Here is a 22,779-nt window from a genome sequence, read left to right as displayed (position 1 = left end):
GTTATAGCCCTCGTATCTTGTCTACTTCTATCCTACCAGCTGAATCATTATGGAAACCTGAACGATAATGATGTTTATGCAGCAGCAAATTCGGCAAGTAGTTCTTTTTGACGTTCACTTAGGTTTTGTGGTGTTTCAATGACTAATTGAACAATTAAATCGCCAGTGTTGCCTTTACGATCTGTGACTCCTTTGCCTTTTAGGCGGAATTTACGACCGGTTTGTGTCCCTTCAGGGATCTTAAGGCTAATCGCACCATTTAAGGTATTTACTTCAATCTTGCCACCTAATGCAGCAGTCACAAAGTCGGTAGTCGCTTTACAATGTAAATTATTACCTTCGCGCGTGTAACGTGGATGAGGGCGAATATTCATTTGAATAAATACATCACCTTGCGGGCCACCGTTGATGCCAGGGTGACCTTTACCACTTAAGCGAATTCGACCGCCATCTTCAATGCCTGCAGGGATTTTGATATTCAGCTTTTTATTTACTTGGCTTGTGCCTTCAAATACGGGTAAATCAATAACACGAGATGCACCGCTAATTGCATCTTCTAAATCAATTTCCATGGTGTATTGAAGATCTTCGCCTTTTTGTGGGCGAGTGGAATGACGGCTACCAAATCCTCCACGACCACCGCGAGCATTTGAGAACATATCACCAAATGCGCCACCAAAAATATCTTCAAAATCACCGTAACCGCCACCTTGGAAACCACCGTGATGACCGCCACCATGATGTCCACCGCCCATACCTGGGTTATCAAACGCAGCATGACCAAATTGATCGTAGGCTGTGCGCTTTTCTTTGTCGGTTAAAATTTCGTAAGCTGCTTTTACTTCTTTAAATTTGTCTGCAGCCGTTGGATCATCCGGATTTTTGTCTGGGTGAAACTTCATTGCGAGCTTTTTGTACGCTTTTTTAATTTCCTTTTCTGATGCCGTTTTGGCGACACCTAGAACTTCATAAAAATCACGTTTTGACATTAGTAACACCTCTTATCTCAACTGAGATAACTATCTGGAATATTCTTTGCTAATCATACCTAAAAACGATAGCTGATTTAAGCGTAATCAACGATTAAAGGCACAGATAGTTAGCCAAATTAGATTTACATTTTGTCTGTTGTTATTGTAGAAAAGGGCGAGAGATGTTGATCTCTTCGCCCGTCTCTATTCATTGCGATTGATTGCTACCAATGATAGCAAACTATCGTGAGTAATTACTTCACTTCTTCAAACTCTGCATCTACAACATCGTCGTCTTTTGCATTGCTCTGAGCATCAGCTTGTTGCTGAGTGTTCGCTTGAGTTTGGGCATGCTCCATTAGCTTTTGTGCTGCAGTCATCAATGCTTGAGTGTGTTTTTCAATGGCGTCTTTATCATCGCCAGATTTCACACTCTCAAGTGCAGAGATAGCTGCTTCAACGCTTTCTTTATCTGTTGCTGGTAAATTATCGCCTGCTTCAGTTAACTGTTTGCGTGTGCTGTGGATCATGTGGTCAGCTTGGTTACGCGCTGTGACCAGTTGTTCAAATTGCATATCAGCGTCTTTGTTCGCTTCAGCTTCTTGAACCATTTTCTCAATCTCAGCCTCAGTTAAACCACCTGATGCTTGAATCGTGATTTTTTGTGCTTTGCCTGTCGCCTTATCGGTTGCTGATACATTCAATATACCATCAGCATCTAAGTCGAATGTCACTTCAATTTGTGGCATACCACGAGGTGCTGCTTGAATACCTTCAAGGTTGAATTGACCAAGTGACTTATTGTGCATCGCTTGCTTACGTTCACCTTGTAGTACGTGAATGGTGACCGCACTTTGGTTATCTTCCGCCGTTGAGAACACTTGTTCAGCTTTGGTTGGGATCGTGGTGTTCTTATTAATCAATGCTGTCATCACACCACCCATGGTTTCAATACCAAAGGATAATGGTGTTACATCAAGAAGAAGCACATCTTTCACATCACCCGCTAATACACCACCTTGAATTGCAGCGCCCATAGCAACAGCTTCATCAGGGTTTACATCTTTACGTGGCTCTTTACCAAAGAAATCAGCAACGGTTTTCTGTACTAGTGGCATACGTGTTTGACCACCCACTAAGATAACGTCTGTGATATCACTTACATTCAAGTTAGCGTCTTTAAGTGCTGATTTTACAGGGCTTAAAGTACCTTGTACTAGCTCATCAACCAGTGATTCCAATTTTGCACGTGTGATCTTAATATTCATGTGCTTAGGACCAGTAGCGTCCGCAGTCACATAAGGTAGATTCACATCTGTTTGTTGTGCAGAAGAAAGCTCAATTTTTGCTTTTTCAGCGGCTTCTTTTACACGTTGCATTGCAAGTGGATCATTGCGTAAATCAATACCTTGATCTTTCTTAAATTCATCAACAAGGTAGTTGATCATACGAGTATCGAAATCTTCACCACCAAGGTGTGTATCACCATTGGTTGCTAACACTTCAAAGGTTTGCTCGCCATCAACGTTATCAATTTCGATAATAGAAATATCAAAGGTACCACCACCTAAGTCGTACACTGCGATAGTGCGATCGCCACCTTTTTTATCTAAACCATAAGCAAGCGCTGCTGCTGTTGGCTCATTGATAATACGTTTAACTTCCAGCCCAGCAATACGGCCAGCATCTTTGGTTGCCTGACGCTGTGCATCATTAAAGTAAGCAGGTACTGTAATTACAGCTGCTGTTACTTTTTCACCTAAGTATTCTTCTGCTGTTTTCTTCATTTTTTTCAAAACTTCAGCAGAAACCTGAGGTGCCGCCATTTTTTGACCTTTTGCTTCTACCCAAGCATCGCCGTTGTCAGCTTTAACAATTTTGTATGGCATAACAGAAAGATCACGTTGAATTTCTTCGTCTTCAAAACGACGACCAATTAAACGCTTAATAGCAAATAACGTATTTTCAGGGTTGGTTACTGCCTGACGTTTTGCAGGTTGACCAACTAAGGTTTCACCATCTGTATATGCGATCACAGAAGCTGTAGTACGTTCACCTTCCGCATTTTCAATAACACGTGGCATGTCGCCGTCTAATACAGAAACACAAGAGTTAGTTGTACCTAAGTCAATACCGATAATTTTACTCATAAATCTTTTCCTCATTGTATCGCATTGATTAGTTATTCTTATCTGAACTATGTTCGATATTTTATTGAGGATAAGAATGTTGTTGGTTGAAGTACTGACTTCAAGCCAAAGATCAATGCAATTTAAATATGATTTCCCGATAGGGGATGAATATAGTGAGCTATCAACCTGTCGAATTTAGGTCGAAAAAAGGTGATAGCTCTAAATATGTTATCTACTCAAGGCTAATTAATAGCGTTGAAATTATTCTTCAGTTGGCAGTGTTGCTGCTTTACCGATAGAAATTTTACGTGGTTGCATTGCTTCAGGTACTTCACGTTCTAAATCGATATGAAGTAAACCATTCTCTAAGTTTGCACCAACAACTTTTACGTAATCTGCAAGTTGGAATTTACGTTCAAAGTTACGCTCAGCAATACCTTGATAGATAAAATTTTTGTTTTCTTCAGGAGCCTTAGTTCCTGTTACAACAAGCATATTTTCATTTTGAGTAAGATCTAAGCGATCCTCAGAGAAACCAGCCACCGCCATTGTAATGCGGTAATTATTCTCGTCAGTTTGCTCGATATTGTACGGAGGGTATCCGGTTGCCTGTGCTTTGTTGTTGCTTGCTTCAACGAGGTTGAATAAGCGATCAAAACCAATAGCGTGGCGGTATAGGGGAGTGAAATCTACATTACGCATAATAACTATCCTCAATAATAAGCAATAGTCTTAGTGTCGACAGAAGGTATATAAAGTTGTCGTTTATCACTAAGTGGATCTGTCTAAGATCCGTAAAACAAAACTAATAAGGGTTTCCCTAATAAGGCGAATCTCATTAGTATCCTGAACTCCATTTGGCAGTTCGTGTAATTAATATATGCTTCCGGAGTTATTCGGTCAATACTTTTTAATAAGTTTTTCTAATCTTTTTTATGGTTGGCGTGTAACTGATTGATTTCACAAGTTAACCAACACTAAAAAAGTTTAGCTGCTATCTCAATATTGACGATTTACACCTTTAATAAACGTAAATTGGTTTATTCAAATGGTGTCTCTAAACAAGAAATAAGGGCAGGAAAGTGATTTTCAAGGGGCTGTAATGCGTAAAGTTCAACCTTTTATTACTTGGATTAATCGTTTTAAAACTTCGGTGTGTGGCAGATAAAGTAGTGATGATAGATCACATAATTGACGGTGGAATGTGTAAATGTTCAAAAATATGAATGACATAGTGAACAAACTCACACTCTATTACGTACGGATTAATATTACGTTTCTACTTTTGAGCATTCATCTATGCTCTACAATTGAAACAAGATCTGATTATTGAAATGCGCTGATTAGGGATTAAAAGCATGCATGTAATGGTAAGACGATTACTACCTGTGGTTATTATCGCGATATTTATTGTGGCATCAGTGTTGTTGATAAACACCAAGAAACGGCCAGAGCAGCAAAAAGTTACAGTGCAGCCTCCTGTTTTAGAAGTCATTAAAATACAAAAACAAGATGTGCAACTTACCGTAGGTTCATATGGAATTGTTGAACCCAAGCAAAAAGCAGAAGTTGTCTCTGAAGTCGTCGGTTCGGTCAAATACATTTCTCCTGATTTTGCTGTGGGCAAGTTCGTTGCAAAAGGAGAGTTATTAGCACGTTTAGATGATAGCGACTATCATGCCGATCTTGCTCAAGCTGAAGCGACATTGGCACAAGCACAAGCGAAATTAAAAGAAGAAATTGCGCGAGGGAAAGTCGCTAAAAAGATCTTACATGATGTATCTGTGAATAAACAAACCTCTCTTGGTTTACGTGAACCGCAACGCAAACAAGAAGAAGCCAATGTAAAGTTTGCACAAGCGGCTGTAGAGCGTGCTAAACGTAATCTGACTAAAACAGAAATACGTGCTCCTTTTGATAGTTTAGTGACAGCGAAAGAAATCAATATCGGTAGTTATGTAACGAAAGGTAAGTTAATTGGCGAGTTGTATGGTACTCAAACGGCTGAAATTCGTTTACCTATCACGCCGCAATCGATGGCTTATCTTGATTTACCTCGTCTTGAAACCACAAAGATCACCTTAGAATCTCAATATAACGAAGTGAAAGTGATTCATTGGGCGGCACAGTTAGTACGTAATGAAGGTGTAATTGATAAAGATAATCGAATGATTTATCTCGTCGCAGAAGTCAACGACCCTTATAACCGTCATACATCCCTCGTTAATAACACATCTTCTTTTTCATTACCTATTTTGCAATTTGGTACATTCGTAACAACAAAGATCCAAGGGCGAAAAGTCAGTGATGTGATTAAGTTACCGCGCCACGTTGTTCGTTCTGAGCAGGTCATTGTGGTTGATGCGGATAATAAAACCACAACTCGAAAGGTGCATGTAGTCCGTTCAGATAAAGAAAATGCTTATATTATCGGGGGACTAAAAGATGGAGAGTTAGTTTCCTTAATAAGCCCTGATAGCTTAATTGATGGTACTGAAGTTACAACGGTGATGAGTAAAAGTTATTCCCCTGATATTTCACCACTAATGGCTGCCGATAAAAAAGTGGTAAATCCTAACGTCGTGAATAAGGGAGAATAGCGATGAAAGAAAAAGGATTAATTGCTTGGTTTACCCATAATCATGTTGCTGCCAATCTACTCATGTTGCTTGTTATTTTAGGTGGCTTATTTTCTATTAGTTTAATCAATAAAGAAATTTTCCCCGCTTTTGCTTTGAATCGCATTATGATCACAGCAAGTTATCCTGGCGCGTCTCCTGAAGATATAGAACAAAGCATCAACATTAAAATTGAACAATCGCTCGATAATGTAAAAAACATCAAGCGGATTGAATCTGTCGCTTCTCAAGGCTTGGCTTCATTGACTTTAGAGCTTGATACGGGAGCCGATCTTGAGAAAGTGCTAGATGATGTCAAACAACAAATTGATGCCATTACGACGTTTCCAGTCAATATGGAAACGCCATTGATCAAGCGGGCTGAATTTACCAGTAATGTCATGTTCATTTCGCTTTATGGCAATCTCAATGAAAGACAATTAAAAGAATATGCCAAACAAGTTCGAGACGATATTTTACTCGAAAGCAGTGCTTCTGACGTTGTCGTTTCAGGCGTAAAAGATTATGAAATAGCGATAGATGTCTCTGAAAATGCGCTAAGAAAGTATGGTTTAACCTTTGAGCAAGTCGCGAATGTTGTTCAACAGCGATCTATAGATTTACCCGGTGGCATTATTAAAGCTAAAGATGGTGATTTATTGGTTCGAACTAACGGTCAACTGTATAGCGGTGATGCGTTTTCATCGATTGTTTTACGCACGCGCTCAGACGGTAGCCGATTATTATTATCAGATGTCGCCACTGTTTCAGACGGTTTTGTTGAAAATAGGGTTTTAAATCGTTTTAATCGCCAACGAGCCGCAGTTATTCAAGTACGAAACTTAACGGATGAAGATGCGACTAAAATCTCACATCAAGTCAGTGAGTATATAGCCAAAAAGCAAGCTCAATTACCTTCGGGTGTCTATCTCGACACCTGGGGAGATATGTCACATTATTTGGAAGGGCGTTTGAATATGATGCTTTCCAATATGCTATATGGTGGCATATTAGTCTTTGTTATTCTTGCTCTTTTTCTTGATATACGCGTTGCGTTTTGGGTCATATTAGGGATCCCATTTTGTTTCCTTGGTACGCTTTTGTTTATGCCAACGCCGTTTATTGCGGTATCAATTAATCTTATCTCGCTGTTTGGTTTTATTTTAGTGCTAGGGATAGTTGTTGATGATGCAATAGTGGTGGGAGAAAGTGTTTACAGTGAAATTGAAGACAAAGGGCAAGGCATTGATAACGTTATAGCTGGGGCGAAGAAAGTCGCTATTCCTGCAACATTTGGCGTCTTAACGACCATGGCGGCGTTTATCCCCATGTTGATTTCGGATGCGCCTCGCACTGAGTTTTTCAAAGCTATCGCATGGATTGTATTGCTGTGTTTAAGCTTTTCTTTGATAGAGTCAAAACTTATCCTTCCTGCACATTTAGCGCGTATGCGTTTAACGCCGCGGAGCAAGACACCTCATTTACTTTCACGCTTAAAATTGCGTTTTAACAATGCAGTCGATCGGTTTATAAATTATAACTATCGTCGATTTATTACCCTGTGTACGAGGCATCGCTATAGTGTCTTAGCGACGTTTTCTGGCATCTTAATGCTTGCTATCGCACTTGTGGTAAGTGGCCAATTACGATGGGTCTTTTTTCCTAATCTTCCATCTGATTATATTCAAGTAAATGTAGATATGGATGTGTCTTCTTCTGATGAAAATAACGCGCGTGTTGCGGCTCAAATAGAAGATGCATTGTATCAAGCAGATGCCAAAATATATCAAGAGCTGGGTGTGAATGTGGTAAAACACACTTTTATGAATATGGCGAATCGGCAAGATTTATTTATCTTAGCCGAGCTCCATAAAACAGAAACGTTACCGATCAGTAGCTTTGAAATATTAAAACAATGGCAAGCACAAATGCCACCTTTGGTCGGAGTGAAAAATATTACCTATGATGCCTCGATTGATCGTAAGCAAAGTGATTTACAGTTTAGTTTAAAAGGCGAAAATTTAACGCAACTTGCTGCCGCATCGAAAGCAATGCAACAACTGTTATCTGAGTATGATGGCACGTTAAATATTAAAGATGATCTCTCATCACCAATACCAGAAGTGAAATTACAATTAACCGCAGTAGGGGAAGCATTAGGCTTATCATTATCAGCATTAGCCAACCAAGTTCGTCATGCTTTTTTTGGTTACGAAGCACAGCGTGTTTTGCGTAATAATGAAGAGGTTAAAGTCATGGTGCGTTATCCGCAACAAGAACGCAGTACGATTGGATATTTGGAGAATATGAAGGTGAGATTACCAAGTGGCAAGTTTGTCCCTTTTACTGAGGTTGCCACGGCTAATATTGAATCTTCTTATACCAGCATCAATCGGGTTGATCGAAAACGATCTGTGATTGTGTCTGCCAATGTTGATAAAGCACAAACATCACCGTCTGAGATCTATAATGATATTCTGACAAATAAACTCGATACATTACAACAGCAATACCCTGATATTAAGATAGCGTTAGATGGTCGAGCAAAAGATGAAAAAAATACCAAAGGTAGTTTAATTCGTGATGCTTTACTGGCTCTTCTCACTATATTCGCTTTAATGGCGATTCCGCTGCGATCTTATAGCCAGCCATTGATTATTATGTCTGTGATCCCATTCGGTATTATCGGCGCAATAGCTGGGCACTATATTGCTGGGCTTACCCTTAATTTACTCAGTGTGTTTGGAATTTTGGCGTTAGCTGGGGTTGTGGTCAATGACTCGTTAGTGTTAGTTACCTTTATTAATCGAGCATTAAAGCAAGGCGTTGACTTACAACAAGCGGTTATTGATGCGGGGTGTGCACGATTTAGGGCGATTGTATTAACGTCATTAACGACCTTTTTTGGTCTCGCGCCTATTTTATTAGAAGATAGCTTACAAGCACAGATCGTGATCCCGATGGCAACATCATTAGCCTTTGGGATTTTATTTGCCACCGTTGTGACCTTACTATTAGTGCCATCATTGTATTTAATATTACAAGATGTTAAATCAGTAATAAGGCGGTTTTATCACTGGTGGTGGCAACCACGCACATCCGAGTAAATTGCGTCAAAGGATGAACGTGGTTACATTTAACGAGGTATTCGGTATGGATGGCCTAACCTAGAAACCAATACCGACACCAGCAGAGACGCCTGTATCATGCTCTGAGTCGTCAGATGCAGCAACAGTAATGATACCTCGTTGTCCAACATCAAATTTACCGCCTAATGCAATTGCAGATTGGTTATCGTAATTTGCCGTACCTAGGCCGATGGTATAGTGATAACCTTGACGGAAAGGAATGGCACTCATCGCCATTGCACTTGCAATACCAGCATTGGCTTCGTTATGTACTTTGTTAATATCTTGGCTAAGTTCACTAAAACGTTGATCGGTATAGCTATTAGCTTTATTGAGTGTTGCTGCAGCATTTTGATCTGCATAATGATCAGCTTTATTTACGGCATTATTAGCGTCAATATCTGAATAATGGTTAGCCTGTTTAACCGCTTCGGCTGTTTTATTATCGGTATATCCATTCGCTTGATGTAAAGTGTTAGCGGCTGAAGTATCGGTATACTTATTAGCTTGGTGCAAAGTGTTAGCCGCTGAAGTATTGGTATAACTCTTTGCTTGGTTTAATGTTGATGATACTTGAGTATCAGTATACTTATTTGCTTGTGAAATACCTTGGTGTAGCTGACTTACGTTAACCGCATCTGTTTGTGCTATACCGGCTTGTACATGCTCTAAACGACGTTGGATCTTATCGCTACCAAATGATACTTGGCCATCAGTAGAAACAGATTGATTGCCTATCGCAATAGAACCAGGTTTGCCTGATGCAGTCGCATAGTTACCAATAGTAATATCTTTTTCACCCGCTGACGCTTTAGTCCCCAGTGCCATTGAATAGTTACCGTCAGCATGACTACTTGTACCCATAGCCATTGCATATGTACCTTTCGCGACACTATTGGTACCCAACGACGTCGTTGAATACCCAGTGGCTTTAGCACTAGAGCCAAAGGCAATAGAAGCATTGCCATCAGCATTGGCTGTAGAGCCAAAAGCCTCGGTTTGAACGCCTTTTGCGATTGCACCAGAGCCAAATGAAGAGGAACTATTGCCGTATGTTTGTGCATTAGAGCCAAAAGAGGCAGATTGGTTACCTTGGCTTTTTGCCGCAATCCCCATAGCTATCGCAGCATTACCATTAGCACTTGATGAATAACCTTCAGCAACACTCGATTCCCCTTTTGCTGATGATGCGTAACCAATTGCAACAGAATTGTTACTTTGCGCAACAGAAGCACCTTGGCCCAAAATAACATTATTCGTATTCGTTGCTGCATTAGAAGAATTATCACTTAAATTATTACTTAAATTAAGGGGTTGAGCGAAAGCAGGTAATGAAAAAAGTGATATTAATAAATAATGTTTTTTATTTAATAGCATGGCATAACCCTAATAGTTTAATTTAGCGGAAGCATATACAATTTAATTAATAAAGTTAGAGTTAGGAATAGAATTAAAGTTACCAAAAATGTGATTTATGCATTGTGGCAGGGTTTATATTCATTAAAAGCGAATATATATTAGTGTTTGATGTTAAATGTGCCAGTTTTTTGACTTTTTAGGTGTTTTTTAAAATAAAGAAAAATATGGGTGTTTTTCAAAATTAAAAGAAAATTAATTAATCTTGACTGCAAATCTACATTTAAATTTTAGAATATATTTAATCTTTAACCTTATTTCTTTTAACAGTTAAACAAACCGAATAATCATTAATGCCATTTTCTTGACACTTGATAACATTTTCTTTTAATTTTTTTAACTCTTGTTGATTGCGGACAGAATAGACCATCCCGTTTACGCAAGAAATCGTGATCATGCCTTGCGGTGAGAATTGATAACCTTCTACTTCACTCCCGCACGGGTTAAAGCCAATGCCTGCATTTACACTGACTTTTTTGGGTACAACTCTCACACTTTCAGTTACGCAACCTACCAGTAAAAAAAGACTTAAAATAATGCTTTGTGTCGTTATCAATTTCATGAGTATTCTCAGTTTGTTAATCTTGATGATGTTGTGTCTAAATTAGGATGCAGCAATGCTCAATAGAATGAATGCTAACGAACAACAATTAATGATTTTAACATCTCACTATGCCGTTTATCTATAATATGAGTTATTCATATGTTAATAAACGTTCAGCCTGATTAAACATTAGAGCCGTTTTTAATTTTTTCTAAGTTTATGAAAATATTGCGTTATAATAGATGTAATGCAAATGACTTTGTTTAAATTTAAAGGAGGAGAACTTAATGTTTAGCGATGTACTGTGGTTTGTTCCCTTCATGATTTTGTTTCTTATCTTTAATTTACTCTTTATAAGAAAACGAAAAAAGAAATCACATGGCAGTTATTTCTCTCATCTTAAAACGCGTTTGAACACTTATCAATCAATGCTAGAGAGTGAAAATGAAGAAGACGATAGTATTATTGAAGATGATTTCATCGAAGAAAAGCCGATAAAAAAACAAGGGACAAAAAAGCCTCGCCAACCTGATGCGATAGAGCCTGCGAAGAAAACAAGCCAGAGAAAAACACCACTAAGAAAGAATACCCAGATAGACAGTGACCATTGGTTAAATCAAAAAGCCAAACGAACGCCTGCCAATAAACCATAGATGCTTGGTGTTGTTATAGGTATCACTAGAACGCTATACAGCTGCTATAGAAAAGGATAAAGGATAAAGGATTATGAAATCAAAGAATAAAGCACTCTGGGGAAGAGGGAGTTGGCTTGATGTCACGATAAGAGTGACGCTGTTATTAGCCTTTGCTTATGCGGTAAAAACGTTTCATGAATTCGTGACCATTGATCGCTGTTTAGATGCTGGGCATAGCTATAATTACATAGAAAAACAATGTAATACGATAGAGTAAACCGCTTACCACTGCCTATTGGTGGGGTATGGTTATCGTCTGATATCCCACTTTTAACTTCTCTACAATCACCTTTCCCTTCCTGAAGATTTAAATACATCAAATAAACCCTTTTTCACATTTCGTTCACTGTTGACATTAAAAGTAGATCTACATATATTAAAAATCATATATATGAAAAATCGCATGTGAATTTATGGAAACACTATCTTTCTTCAAAGCCATGGCGGATGACACTCGCCTTAAAGTACTTATGCTCCTTAGTTTGAAAGGGGAGCTTTGTGTGTGTGATTTACAACAAGCATTAGATATTAGCCAGCCTAAAGTGTCTCGTCATTTAGCAGAATTACGTCGTACTGGGTTGTTGGTCGATGAGCGCCGAGCAAAATGGGTGTATTACCGACTGAATCCTGCAATACCACCTTGGATGAGCGAGATAGTTTCAACATCGTCACAAAACAGTCATCAATATTTAGAAGACTGTTTATCTCGACTCGAATCAGATTGTTCTAGTTGCTAATTACATATCGATTAGTGACAGAGTTAAAGACTATTTATACATAGGCCACAACATGGAAATTAAAGACTTATCGTTACCAAATCTTGATGAAAACCAGTTCAATGTTACGACGTCAGAAGATTTAGTTGCGCCAAAATCAACCCATAAACCGCGTATTCTGTTGCTTTACGGATCATTACGTAAGCGTTCTTTTAGCAAGTTAGTGATTGAAGAATCAGCGCGATTATTAGTAAAAATGGGCGCAGAAGTCCGTATTTTTGATCCACAAGGATTACCACTACCAGATGCAGAAGATCCAACGCACCCCAAAGTCGCAGAGTTAAGAGATCTTGTGATCTGGTCAGAAGGGCAAGTGTGGTGTTCACCAGAGCGACATGGCTCGATGACTGGCATTATGAAAGCACAAATTGATTGGATCCCATTATCTATGGGGGCTGTTCGTCCAACTCAAGGGAAAACACTGGCGGTAATGCAAGTGTGTGGTGGCTCTCAATCATTCAATGTAGTAAATCAGCTTCGTGTGCTGGGTCGTTGGATGCGTATGGTAACTATCCCTAACCAATCATCAGTAGCGAAAGCGTTTTTAGAATTTGACGATAACGATCGTATGAAGCCATCTGGTTACTACAACCGCATTGTTGATGTGATGGAAGAGCTAGTGAAATTTACGCTATTAACCCGCGATAACAGTGATTTCTTAGTCGATCGTTATTCAGAACGTGTCGAAAGTGCAGAGCAATTAATGCAACGTGTAAACCAAAAAGAAGGCTAATAAAATGGGACTGTTTGAACGTTACTTAACCGTATGGGTTGGGGCTGCCATTATTGCCGGTCTTATTCTTGGCAGTGCAATCCCACAATTATTTAGTGTGGTGGCATCGCTTGAATACGCGCACGTTAATATCGTCATTGCGGTATTAATTTGGTTAATGATCTTCCCAATGATGATGCAGATTGATTTCTCATCGATCAAAGATGTGGGTAAAAAACCGAAAGGCCTAGTGCTAACACTGGTGATTAACTGGTTAGTAAAACCATTTTCTATGGCGTTTCTAGGTTGGCTATTCTTCAAAGTTTTCTTCGCCTCTTGGGTTGATCCAGAAACCGCTTCTCAATACATCGCAGGTATGATCTTATTGGGCGTTGCACCTTGTACCGCAATGGTATTTGTGTGGAGCCAAATGACCAAAGGTGATGCGAACTACACCTTGGTACAAGTATCCGTTAACGATCTGATCATGATCTTTGCTTTCGCACCGATTGCGGCATTCTTGCTAGGTGTGACAGACATTACTGTGCCTTGGGATACCCTCGTATTATCAGTGGTGCTGTATGTGGTGATCCCATTAGTGGCGGGTGCCATTACTCGTAAAGCGTTAGATAAATCAAACGACCATTCTCGTTTAGATAACTTATTAGCCAAGCTAAAACCTTGGTCAATCATTGGTTTGTTATCAACAGTGGTTTTATTGTTTGGTTTCCAAGCTGAAACAATTATCGCTAACCCTGAAGCGATTGTATTAATTGCGATTCCACTATTGATCCAAACTTATGCGATTTTTGCCATTGCTTACTGGGCTGCAAAACGCATGAAGTTAGCTCATAACATTGCAGCACCCGCTTGTATGATTGGTACCTCTAACTTCTTTGAATTAGCGGTAGCCGTTGCGATTTCACTGTTTGGTTTACACTCAGGTGCCGCTCTTGCCACCGTTGTTGGCGTGCTGGTGGAAGTACCCGTTATGTTGTCTTTAGTATGGTTTGCCAACCGTACTCGCCATTGGTTTGATGAAAACGAAATGCCATCAAACACTATTTCAAAAGTACACGGAGAGTAAAAAAATGGTTGTTATTCACCATAATCCAGAGTGCGGTACCTCAAGAAATGTGCTGCAAATTATCCAAGATGCAGGCTATGAGCCAGTTGTGATTGAATACATTCAAGAAGGGTGGACAAAACCTCAGCTTCAAGCGTTATTTGCAGCGGCAAATTTAACCCCACGCACTGCATTACGTACCAGTAAGTCGCCAGCTAAAGAGCTCGGTTTATTAGATGAAAGTGTATCAGACGACGTGATTTTAGAAGCCATGCTAGAGCACCCTGTATTGGTGAACCGCCCAATCGTATGTACGGCAAAAGGTGTAAAACTGTGTCGCCCTAGTGAAGTAGTATTAGACGTGCTAGAAAACTGGCCGAAAGGACCACTAATTAAGGAAGATGGTGAAGTCATCATCGACGCCAACGGAAACCGTCTACTGTAATTGCTTTTGCCACTACAACTTAAGTAAGTATAAATAGACATGTTTAAAGCTCTGATGAAAATCAGAGCTTTTTTTCGTTTAGATGATAAGACAATGCTCAATTTCTTAATTATCTCAATTTCATTAGCTGTTGATATATGTGGCTGTATACATGGTTGTGCTTTTACTTTTATCAAGAGCAATTAATTAGAAGTGGTTTATTACGACCAAGTTAGTAAAAATAAGGTTTTTTAATTATTAGAATGATGAATATTTGCTGTATTAATAAAGCGTAGAAGTAAAGTGTTTGTTGATATTCCGTTATATGTACTAGCTGTGTGGTTGCTGATATTTAGTTAACACATTGAAAATTAGTATGTTAGTTGATAGAATTCTTTTTCTAATTTATGCAGCATAGTCAACCAGATAAAAATGAGTACTCAAACCTTGAATATTCTTCACATTTCAGATGTTCATTTTCAAGCAAATGAAAAAACCAACACTCAAGATAGAATTGTAGAAGCATTGGTAGAGGCAGTCCAAAACTATGAAAGGTCAATAGACTATTGTGTATTCACTGGGGATCTAGCGAACCATGCATTAGAAAGTGAATACAAATTAGCAGAATCTTGGCTAGAAGAGATTTTCTCAGCAATGGGTAACCCTAAGGCAAAAATGCTCATTTGTCCGGGAAATCACGATGTAGATAGAAAGTTGATTAAGTCTGTAACAGCCAGAGGTGCTGCTAGCAGTCAGGATATGTTTAATGAGTATTTGGAAGAATTTGAGGACACCTTTCTTTCCTTGGGTTGCTTCAAAAGTTGGCATAGTGAGTTTAAACGCAAAAACTCATGGGTAGTTAGTGAATGGGATAAACACGTCAACTTGGTATCCGATATAAATAATGACTTTAATATCAATTTTATCATGGCGAATACGGCTCTACTTTCATGTAACAATTCTGATCAAGGAAATCTGTGTGTTGACCTGAATCAGCTAAATGCCTGTTTAGGTCAAGCTAACCGTCTTGGAGGGTTAAACATTTGTATGATGCACCACCCAATCGAGGGTGGCTGGTTTGTAGATTGGAACCAAAAAGAGTTAGAAAACTTACTTGGTCAACAAACTGGTTGTCATTTCCTCATGTCTGGTCACGTACACGACGCTGAAGGGCATAGTCGTGCAAATAACTATGGTCAATCACTAACAAATTTTAAGTGTGGTTCTGCATATACAGGCGGTAAATGGAAAAAAGAGTTTTCAATCCTTGAAATCAACATTGAAGATTCAAGAGTAACTCCTAATAATTTTGTTTTTTCTGAGCAGTCTGGAAATTGGATTAAAAACAACGAGCAGTCTCAATCAATATTGGTTGACTTTAAAAATGCTAAAAAAAAACTTACATAAAAGCATGCTCTCAAGAATTTGATTTGAAAACATCAAATTTTTTTGATTCTATGTATAGTAATGTTGGGTCAATAAAAATATTAGATGATATTTTTATTGACCCAAATAGTGACTACGATAGTTACTACTCAGATTTTGACACTATATTATGGCTCCCAAGTCCAGATGTTGTAAAACAGACTCCTATTAATCAAAATATTACAGGTATTGTCTTATGTGTAAAAGATATAGGGTTTGCTTATGAGAATTTACTTGATCTTCAAAGTTATTTTTCTGGTGATGAGTTTTCTGGTTCTTTTAAAAAAATACCAGATGAACAAAAGGATATTACTGTAAGTAAGGTAAAGGCACTAAGTGAAAGTGGTTTCTTTCTTTCGGTCAGTTTGCCTGCCTATTTATTCGATCATGATGATGATAGAAAAAAGGTAAATGCAATTAATTATGCAATTACGAATTCTCTGTTACAGCGTGTCTTTAAAGAAAAACATAGAGTATGCATTAAAAATATTAATGTCTATATTGTGGGGCGCGGAAAAATTAACAATGGTTTAGACTCAAGAATAGCAAAACTTGCTAAGAAACTATTAAATTCAGAAGCTAAGACTAGTCGAATATTTGTTAATAGCGAAAAGTGTGAGCAATCTCTAACATTGGACAGGTTTCTTGGTTTATGTTGTTGGTTTGTTAATCAGAAAGGTAGCCGTGATAATTCTAAGTGGTTGGAACTGATTAAAGGTTGAAAATTTTAGGTTGTTGAAGCATGGACGCAAGTAATTTTTTGTATGGGAAAAAGTCCCTCATAGAGCCTCTGAATATGCTCGTTATTTACCCTAATTACATAAGTTACTTTACAGCCTACGAGGGTGTTAAATTATCAGAGCTACAGCCTGATAATGTTGTATACGGATATACTTGGTTTATATATTAAATGGTTATTATTTAAAAAGAGGATATTTAATGAGAATAGAACCTAGTATATTATTTAGAGTAGATTTATATATAGTAATGTAATCTAACAATAAGGTAAGGCGCTCAGCACTTTGTGTTGAGCGCTTTTTAGTATGTAGGAGTGTTTCGGGCTTATAACAGATAAGGATATGTGTCTCGCAGCCGATACCTATCCGAAGTGTTGGACAAACCCAAGCCACCTTATATAAGTAAGTATGGAAATATCATGACGGGGGATGCCAAAAAGAAATCGAGCGTTATTCTTGGTGTGAACCAATAACTTTAACACTCTGATTGATAATGAAATCCTCTTTACTCCTGAAGCGTTAATTCGATGACGCTATTTCTGATTACGACCACACAGCAAACCATAATAACGTACTCGTCGAAATCCTTTCGGTAATACATAGTAAAACCGAATATTTTTAGTGTTCGATGACGAAAAGTTAACAATGCATGAAATAGATTATGCTGAAATGAGTGTGGTTGGCTTAACGGTATTTGATTGACTGTTTAGATAACTAGCTTGTTGCTGGCTATTATTAAATAATGGCAATGCGGGTGTAAAATTAAATCAAAAGCGAATGAATCGCGGCTTACAGAATAAGGATATTGTTATACATGCCAATAAATAAAGTGATAGGTGCAAGTGTTATCTTTATCACTATTCTGACAGGGTGTTCCTCACTGCCTAAACAAGCAGAGCATCTTGATGCGCCACTAACACCGAAATTAACCAGTGCGTTATCGACATTAAACGATCGCCACAATCCATTTATAACGCCACAAACACCAAGCGCAGTTCTGGTGCAAAATACGGGCTGGGATGCATTGGCGCAACGTCTAGCTTTGGTTGAAGCTGCCGAGCATACAATAGATATTCAATACTATATTTGGAATTCAGATAGTTCTGGTCGTTATTTAGCGAGTCGTTTAGTCGCAGCCGCTGATCGTGGTGTTTATGTGCGTGTGTTGCTTGATGATATTAACCTAAACGATCGTGAAGCACTGCTAACAAAACTCGATGCACACCCTAATATCGATATCCGCATTTTTAATCCGATCCCTACCCGTAATGCTGGCAAATGGATAAGTTTTGTAGGGGACTTTTCACGTTTAAATCGTCGTATGCATAATAAATCTTTCACTGTTGATGGTGCTTTTACTGTTGTTGGTGGACGTAATATTGGTGATGAGTATTTTGACCTTTCCCATGAACTTAACTTGCGTGATCGTGATGTATTAGCAAGTGGAAAAGTTGTCGCGGATGTTCAACACAGCTTTAATGATTATTGGAATAGTGAGTGGGCATATTCAGTTGATTTATTAAGGGATAAAGCTAAACCACTACCACAGTTAATGCTTAACAGTATCCCTGTACCTGAATATAAAAACTATCCGGCATTGCCTCAAAGCCAAAATGCAGCCATGACGTACTTATCAACGCAGTTAAAGAAGATGACTGGAGCCAAAGCCACATATATTGCAGATAAGCCAATTCCAGATGATGTTGATAATAGTGATCAGCCAAAAGCAACGGCGCAGTATTTATCTACACTGGCGAAAAATACAAAAAATGACATCATTATTGAATCAGCATATTTAGTCTTTGATGATAAACAACTAGCAGGTTTACAGCAGCTTACGCAAAAGGGCGTGGAGATCAAAGCGCTGACAAACTCAATGGCATCGAATGATCTTGTGACGAATCATTCTGGTTATGCTGGTAGACGGCAAGAGATGCTTGAAAGTGGCATGGATTTATATGAATTAAAGCCTGACGCTAAGTTATGCAAGATTGTTATTCAAGATAACGACAAATGTGCACCGAATGCGGTATACGGTTTACACGCTAAATCAGCGGTATTTGACCATCAAATAGCGACGATTGGCTCATTCAACTTCAATTTACGTTCTACCTATCTTAACACTGAGTCGCTATTGGTGATAGAAAACCCTAAGATTGCCACAGAGCTGGCTACGACCTTAGAGGGCGCAATGCAAGACACTAACAGTTGGCATTTAAGTCTGGATGATGGCGATGTGTATTGGCATTCGGGTAACGAAATATGGGACAGTGAACCGAACACTAAACAATGGGATCGTATGAAATCAGAATTATTACAGTTATTGCCAATAGAGAAGTATTTGTAAGCACTAATTTTAATAAGAGATTGCAAAGTCAGCCTCTGAGGCTGGCTTTTTGTTTTTAATGCAATAGTTGCTCTTTTTTCTATTGTTTCACGGTTGGTTTCTAAGTTTATTTGTTACTCACTTCAGTATTAATAACATATTTATTAGTATCTGCTATGGGTTAATTATATAAAGGAGCATTTATGAAGGTTATTATTGTCACCGATATTTTTGGTTTATGTGAAACCACAGATAAGATGGCCTCATTTATTGCTCAACATACTGACAGTGTAAAAATCGTTGACCCTTACCAAGGTGTTCGCTTTGAGTTTTCTAGTGAAAAAGCTGCGTATGAGCAATTTATTAAAGCTTGTGGGCATGATGATTACTTATCTTTAGTTTGTGAGTCAGTATTAAAAGATAAGCCTGATGTACTGATAGGTTTTAGCGCAGGCGCAAATGCTGCTTGGCGAATATCCGAATTAGTCGCATCTGATTGTAAAAGTATTCTTTGCTTTTATCCTTCACAAATACGTCATCACGTGGATATTGAGCCGAAAGTACCAACAGCGGTTATTTTTCCGAAAAAAGAAGCCTCTTTTGACGTTTTAACCATGAATACAGTACTTCTTCATCGAGTAAATGTAACGACTCAAATCATGCCTTATAAACACGGCTTTATGAATTGTTTATCTGATGCTTATGATAAACAAGGTGAGACGATGGGGTTAGAGTATATTTTGAATGAAATTAGGTGATCTCATCGGCAGATAATAGGATGTACTTTGTATCTCAACGGATAGCCAACTAGTTTGTTTTAAACTTGGCGCGATCTCTAGTATTGAATACTTAATATGAAGGTGACTATTTTGGGTAAACAATTTTCTGAATTATCAGATAAACATGTAGAGTTTATCGAAAAGCAAAAAATCTATTTTGTTGGTACTGCCGCTGATAGCGGTAATGTGAATTTGTCACCTAAAGGTGGTGATTCATTGAGAGTCATCAATTCAAAGCAAATAGCGTGGTTAAATTTAACAGGTAGCGGTAATGAGTCTGCATCGCATGTTATTAAAAACGCACGAATGACACTCATGTTCTGTGCATTTGAAGGAGCTCCGCTCATTTTTCGAGTATATGGGAAGGCAAAAGTCTTACATACTAAAGATGAGGAATGGGATCAGTTTGTGCAGCTATTTCCAGAAAGTGTCGCTTCTAGACAAATATTTATCTTAGATATTGATTTTGTTCAGTCGTCTTGTGGCATGTCGGTTCCGTATTTTAGCTATGAGGGGGATCGTGATGACTTGGCGAATTGGTCAAAAAAGCAAGGTGTCGAAGGAATAGAGCAATACTGGCTCAAAAAGAATCAAAAAAGTATCGATGGCTTTGAAACTGAAATAGCGAAAAGATCTGGCTTGGACGTAGAGTAATGAATTAAGCGGTTATTTCGCGCCTAATACTTCATCATACTACTCACGATATAACGTATTCATGGCCTGTTACGCTAGTATTTTGCTAGAAAACGCTCATAATCTTGCAAAACAACATTTAAAGAAGAAATTATCTATGACTGACTTTCAATATTACTTTCAGAAACTGCCATGTTTTAACTGTAAAAAAAATACAGTAAGCATTGATCTTGGTTGGTTAACCGCAGCGATGAAAGAAGATGTTATTGCACAAGCGTCTGCGATTATTGCGCAAGATAACGTTGAGCCTGAAGTGTCGGTGAACGTAACTTGTACAAAAGATGAAGCTCGTGATTATTTATTGCTTAATTTCTACGGTTATTCTGAAGAAGAGTTAGCGCATCAAGTTAAAGCTGAAGATGAACAAGAAGTAGCAGAAGAAATTGCTGAGCTTTTTGCTGATGGTAGCGATGTCGGTGTATTTGAACACGAAATCGTACTGCTAAGTTGCACTGATTGCGGTATTGACGATTAGTTTAATTCAGCGTTGTAAGTATAAGGCAATGCTTTTGATAGCGTAATGCCAATGAAAAAGTCCGCAATTAACTTATTACTAGCGCCTAGTAGTAAAAGATTGCGGACTTTTTGTTATGTTTTTTAAGGTTGTTATTTGTCGACGTTTAACGCAATGGCGTTTTCAGTTGCAAATGCGGTTGCCACGTTACCTCCCGCAAGCGCTACATTGGTCGCTGTTAGCAATACATTGGTAGTCCCTGCTTCTGCCACGGCGAAATCGTAATTACCTTCACCCACGTTAAGTACAGCAGAGTCTTTGAAATTCACATTTTGTAATACCGCAGTATCGGCTGAGAATCCTGTACCGGTAGGGGCTGCGTGAATATCCACTGTGCCTGCTATTGGATTAGCATGAACGACTCTTAGTTTTGCATATGTCGCAACACTTCTTAAATCATCTTCAATAATAACAGGTTCTATAGATTGAGCGGCAAATTGTCCGACGGCAAAAATGGTTGTTTCAGAGCCTGCTGCAAAAGGGGTGCCTGGAGCTTTAATGGCTTCAGGTGTTGTTGATCCAGAAGGAGTAACCGTTAAATCGTAAGTGTTCGGCGCTAAATCAAGGCTTTTAATTGTTTCATAGCTTATCGAATCAAGTCCAGACACAACATTGCCACTGGCTCTTACATCGACATCACCTAAATCAGCGACGGCATGACCAACACGCACCGTTGAGTTTTCGCCAGTGTTTCTCAGTACATTAACGGTTGATCCGTCTGCAACAAGAAGGTTGACAGGAGAAACGGCACCACCGCTTACATTGGGTACTGCTGTGACCATTAAGTCGCTACCACCATCTAATGCGATGTTGCCACTGTCATATACTACATCGGCATCAGTACTGTTACCTGCTAACGTGATCCTTATTCGGTATTCACCAGCGGGAAGTGTAACGGGGAGATTTGCATCGTCTTCTTTAAAGGTGAGATCGGAAACCGCAATTGTATCTGCACTGATACTAGGATCGGTCGTTACGTGAATATCAACACCACCAACGTTGGGGTGTCCATGTAACACATCGACGCGAATAGATTGGTCATCAGGGGCTTCATTAGACCGAGAAAGAATCACAGGCTCTATAGCATTCACATTATTTACAGCAAAGACGTCATACTGCATATCTGGTGCAAGGTTTACTGCGTTTGCTGTGATCACATCAGCGGTCGCATCGTTTGCAAGAAGTCCACGCACAATCAGATCATGACTGCCTGAATTAACAGTAAGTAATGGGCTACCTTGCTGATAATCAACGTTAGATAAGCCACTGACTACATCACCATCCATTAAAATAGAAACAAGCGGAGCATCCGCACTTGCATGCGTGACCCTTAACTGTGAAGTAGGCATTTCAGCTTGTTTTGTCTCATTTTCATCATGCGAATCGCTGTCACAACCGTTTAAGATTAATGCCGCAGTTGTAAGTAATGTAAGTGTTGTTTTTTTCATATAAAACCTCTTCCTTGCTTGATTAAGGAAAAATTTCTACGGCAATATGAATATATTGGTTCACAAGCAAAAAAACGTCACTTTGCATCATTTGTCTTATTGTGAGGAATATCACTCAATAGCTATGAATTATTACTTTTTTCATATTAGAAACCTTGGATAAGTTGTTGTGAAAATTAAAAATAGATAAATATGCTTACGCTCTGTTTGTTATCATTTCTATTACATTGATCTAACTTGTTTGTATATGAAACTCATTTTTAAAAGCAACAAATTTATAAAATAGGTGATTTATTAATAAGGAAGTTAAATATTACTCTTATGAAGCGTTTTATTGCTCGCCTGTTAATTTAAATGTTCTGTATTTTATTATGG

The 22,779-nt window shown here is 38.6% G+C and carries 20 protein-coding genes; 14 read left to right on the top strand and 6 right to left on the bottom strand.

Annotation, left to right across the window (positions count from 1 at the left end):
- Positions 1-74 precede the first annotated feature (74 nt).
- From C9J45_RS18695 to C9J45_RS18685, 3 genes are all read right to left on the bottom strand, one after another.
- Entirely contained in the window at positions 75-989 is a 915-nt protein-coding gene (locus tag C9J45_RS18695; RefSeq protein WP_107206709.1) for a DnaJ C-terminal domain-containing protein, read from the bottom strand.
- 236 nt (positions 990-1,225) lie between these two features.
- On the bottom strand, positions 1,226-3,121 hold the full coding sequence (gene dnaK / locus C9J45_RS18690) for a molecular chaperone DnaK (RefSeq protein ID WP_107206708.1): 1,896 nt from the start codon (positions 3,119-3,121) through the stop codon (positions 1,226-1,228).
- Between the two features lie 243 nt (positions 3,122-3,364).
- Entirely contained in the window at positions 3,365-3,805 is a 441-nt protein-coding gene (locus C9J45_RS18685) for an Hsp20 family protein (RefSeq protein ID WP_107206707.1), read from the bottom strand.
- A gap of 656 nt (positions 3,806-4,461) precedes the next feature.
- Between C9J45_RS18685 and C9J45_RS18680 the strand changes: the two genes are divergently transcribed.
- Complete coding sequence (locus C9J45_RS18680) at positions 4,462-5,703, top strand: efflux RND transporter periplasmic adaptor subunit (RefSeq protein WP_107287528.1); 1,242 nt, start codon at positions 4,462-4,464, stop codon at positions 5,701-5,703.
- 2 nt (positions 5,704-5,705) lie between these two features.
- Positions 5,706-8,828: an efflux RND transporter permease subunit gene (locus C9J45_RS18675; protein WP_107246218.1), complete on the top strand. Its 3,123-nt coding sequence runs from the start codon at positions 5,706-5,708 to the stop codon at positions 8,826-8,828.
- Positions 8,829-8,888: 60 nt separating this feature from the next.
- Here C9J45_RS18675 and C9J45_RS18670 read toward each other — a convergent pair whose 3' ends face one another.
- Together C9J45_RS18670 and C9J45_RS18665 are read right to left on the bottom strand one after the other, a co-directional pair.
- Positions 8,889-10,226 (bottom strand): YadA-like family protein, encoded by a 1,338-nt coding sequence (locus C9J45_RS18670; RefSeq protein ID WP_107290617.1) that lies wholly within the window; start codon positions 10,224-10,226, stop codon positions 8,889-8,891.
- A gap of 280 nt (positions 10,227-10,506) precedes the next feature.
- The gene (locus tag C9J45_RS18665; protein ID WP_107206703.1) at positions 10,507-10,827 is read right to left on the bottom strand and encodes a hypothetical protein; all 321 of its coding nucleotides are present in this window, start codon (positions 10,825-10,827) and stop codon (positions 10,507-10,509) included.
- 269 nt (positions 10,828-11,096) lie between these two features.
- On the opposite strand from C9J45_RS18665, the gene C9J45_RS18660 reads away from it, so the two are divergent.
- The 12 genes from C9J45_RS18660 to C9J45_RS18605 all read left to right on the top strand — a co-directional run bounded on the left by C9J45_RS18660 (position 11,097) and on the right by C9J45_RS18605 (position 20,917).
- Positions 11,097-11,462 carry a hypothetical protein gene (locus C9J45_RS18660; RefSeq protein WP_107206702.1) on the top strand — a complete coding sequence of 122 codons (366 nt, stop codon included), beginning with the start codon at positions 11,097-11,099 and terminating at the stop codon, positions 11,460-11,462.
- Positions 11,463-11,535: 73 nt separating this feature from the next.
- Positions 11,536-11,721 (top strand): hypothetical protein, encoded by a 186-nt coding sequence (locus C9J45_RS18655; protein WP_107292864.1) that lies wholly within the window; start codon positions 11,536-11,538, stop codon positions 11,719-11,721.
- A 196-nt stretch (positions 11,722-11,917) separates the two neighbouring features.
- On the top strand, positions 11,918-12,241 hold the full coding sequence (locus C9J45_RS18650; protein WP_107206700.1) for a metalloregulator ArsR/SmtB family transcription factor: 324 nt from the start codon (positions 11,918-11,920) through the stop codon (positions 12,239-12,241).
- 52 nt (positions 12,242-12,293) lie between these two features.
- The gene (gene arsH, locus C9J45_RS18645; protein ID WP_045185791.1) at positions 12,294-13,013 is read left to right on the top strand and encodes an arsenical resistance protein ArsH; all 720 of its coding nucleotides are present in this window, start codon (positions 12,294-12,296) and stop codon (positions 13,011-13,013) included.
- Positions 13,014-13,017: 4 nt separating this feature from the next.
- Complete coding sequence (gene arsB, locus C9J45_RS18640) at positions 13,018-14,079, top strand: ACR3 family arsenite efflux transporter (RefSeq protein ID WP_107206699.1); 1,062 nt, start codon at positions 13,018-13,020, stop codon at positions 14,077-14,079.
- 4 nt (positions 14,080-14,083) lie between these two features.
- Positions 14,084-14,503 (top strand): arsenate reductase (glutaredoxin), encoded by a 420-nt coding sequence (gene arsC / locus C9J45_RS18635; protein WP_107262141.1) that lies wholly within the window; start codon positions 14,084-14,086, stop codon positions 14,501-14,503.
- 411 nt (positions 14,504-14,914) lie between these two features.
- Entirely contained in the window at positions 14,915-15,889 is a 975-nt protein-coding gene (locus C9J45_RS18630) for a metallophosphoesterase (RefSeq protein WP_107292863.1), read from the top strand.
- Between the two features lie 23 nt (positions 15,890-15,912).
- Positions 15,913-16,629, top strand: coding sequence for a hypothetical protein (locus C9J45_RS18625; protein WP_146144329.1), 717 nt, complete (start codon positions 15,913-15,915; stop codon positions 16,627-16,629).
- 829 nt (positions 16,630-17,458) lie between these two features.
- On the top strand, positions 17,459-18,991 hold the full coding sequence (locus C9J45_RS18620; RefSeq protein ID WP_107262170.1) for a phospholipase D family protein: 1,533 nt from the start codon (positions 17,459-17,461) through the stop codon (positions 18,989-18,991).
- A gap of 182 nt (positions 18,992-19,173) precedes the next feature.
- On the top strand, positions 19,174-19,728 hold the full coding sequence (locus C9J45_RS18615) for a dienelactone hydrolase family protein (RefSeq protein WP_107206695.1): 555 nt from the start codon (positions 19,174-19,176) through the stop codon (positions 19,726-19,728).
- Between the two features lie 111 nt (positions 19,729-19,839).
- Positions 19,840-20,403 carry a pyridoxamine 5'-phosphate oxidase family protein gene (locus C9J45_RS18610; protein ID WP_369917485.1) on the top strand — a complete coding sequence of 188 codons (564 nt, stop codon included), beginning with the start codon at positions 19,840-19,842 and terminating at the stop codon, positions 20,401-20,403.
- A 136-nt stretch (positions 20,404-20,539) separates the two neighbouring features.
- Positions 20,540-20,917 (top strand): hypothetical protein, encoded by a 378-nt coding sequence (locus tag C9J45_RS18605; RefSeq protein WP_107290612.1) that lies wholly within the window; start codon positions 20,540-20,542, stop codon positions 20,915-20,917.
- A 131-nt stretch (positions 20,918-21,048) separates the two neighbouring features.
- On the opposite strand, the gene C9J45_RS18600 is transcribed toward C9J45_RS18605, so the two are convergent.
- Positions 21,049-22,404: a DUF4397 domain-containing protein gene (locus tag C9J45_RS18600; protein WP_107262176.1), complete on the bottom strand. Its 1,356-nt coding sequence runs from the start codon at positions 22,402-22,404 to the stop codon at positions 21,049-21,051.
- Positions 22,405-22,779 lie beyond the last annotated feature (375 nt).

Origin of the sequence: Photobacterium sp. GB-1 (assembly GCF_003026165.1) — a bacterium.
Classification (GTDB): domain Bacteria; phylum Pseudomonadota; class Gammaproteobacteria; order Enterobacterales; family Vibrionaceae; genus Photobacterium.
Note: the sequence above shows the minus strand (reverse complement) of the source record. Positions and strands in the feature narration are given on the sequence as shown.

Bases quoted from the DNA above. Each gene is read 5' to 3' on its own strand.
- C9J45_RS18615 (WP_107206695.1), top strand. From the start codon at position 19,174: ATGAAGGTTATTATTGTCACCGATATTTTTGGTTTATGTGAAACCACA.
- C9J45_RS18660 (WP_107206702.1), top strand. From the start codon at position 11,097: ATGTTTAGCGATGTACTGTGGTTTGTTCCCTTCATGATTTTGTTTCTT.
- C9J45_RS18605 (WP_107290612.1), top strand. From the start codon at position 20,540: ATGACTGACTTTCAATATTACTTTCAGAAACTGCCATGTTTTAACTGT.
- dnaK (WP_107206708.1), bottom strand. From the start codon at position 3,121: ATGAGTAAAATTATCGGTATTGACTTAGGTACAACTAACTCTTGTGTT.
- C9J45_RS18665 (WP_107206703.1), bottom strand. From the start codon at position 10,827: ATGAAATTGATAACGACACAAAGCATTATTTTAAGTCTTTTTTTACTG.
- arsB (WP_107206699.1), top strand. From the start codon at position 13,018: ATGGGACTGTTTGAACGTTACTTAACCGTATGGGTTGGGGCTGCCATT.
- arsH (WP_045185791.1), top strand. From the start codon at position 12,294: ATGGAAATTAAAGACTTATCGTTACCAAATCTTGATGAAAACCAGTTC.
- C9J45_RS18620 (WP_107262170.1), top strand. From the start codon at position 17,459: ATGCCAATAAATAAAGTGATAGGTGCAAGTGTTATCTTTATCACTATT.
- C9J45_RS18655 (WP_107292864.1), top strand. From the start codon at position 11,536: ATGAAATCAAAGAATAAAGCACTCTGGGGAAGAGGGAGTTGGCTTGAT.
- C9J45_RS18695 (WP_107206709.1), bottom strand. From the start codon at position 989: ATGTCAAAACGTGATTTTTATGAAGTTCTAGGTGTCGCCAAAACGGCA.
- arsC (WP_107262141.1), top strand. From the start codon at position 14,084: ATGGTTGTTATTCACCATAATCCAGAGTGCGGTACCTCAAGAAATGTG.
- C9J45_RS18630 (WP_107292863.1), top strand. From the start codon at position 14,915: ATGAGTACTCAAACCTTGAATATTCTTCACATTTCAGATGTTCATTTT.
- C9J45_RS18685 (WP_107206707.1), bottom strand. From the start codon at position 3,805: ATGCGTAATGTAGATTTCACTCCCCTATACCGCCACGCTATTGGTTTT.
- C9J45_RS18675 (WP_107246218.1), top strand. From the start codon at position 5,706: ATGAAAGAAAAAGGATTAATTGCTTGGTTTACCCATAATCATGTTGCT.
- C9J45_RS18670 (WP_107290617.1), bottom strand. From the start codon at position 10,226: ATGCTATTAAATAAAAAACATTATTTATTAATATCACTTTTTTCATTA.
- C9J45_RS18680 (WP_107287528.1), top strand. From the start codon at position 4,462: ATGCATGTAATGGTAAGACGATTACTACCTGTGGTTATTATCGCGATA.
- C9J45_RS18600 (WP_107262176.1), bottom strand. From the start codon at position 22,404: ATGAAAAAAACAACACTTACATTACTTACAACTGCGGCATTAATCTTA.
- C9J45_RS18650 (WP_107206700.1), top strand. From the start codon at position 11,918: ATGGAAACACTATCTTTCTTCAAAGCCATGGCGGATGACACTCGCCTT.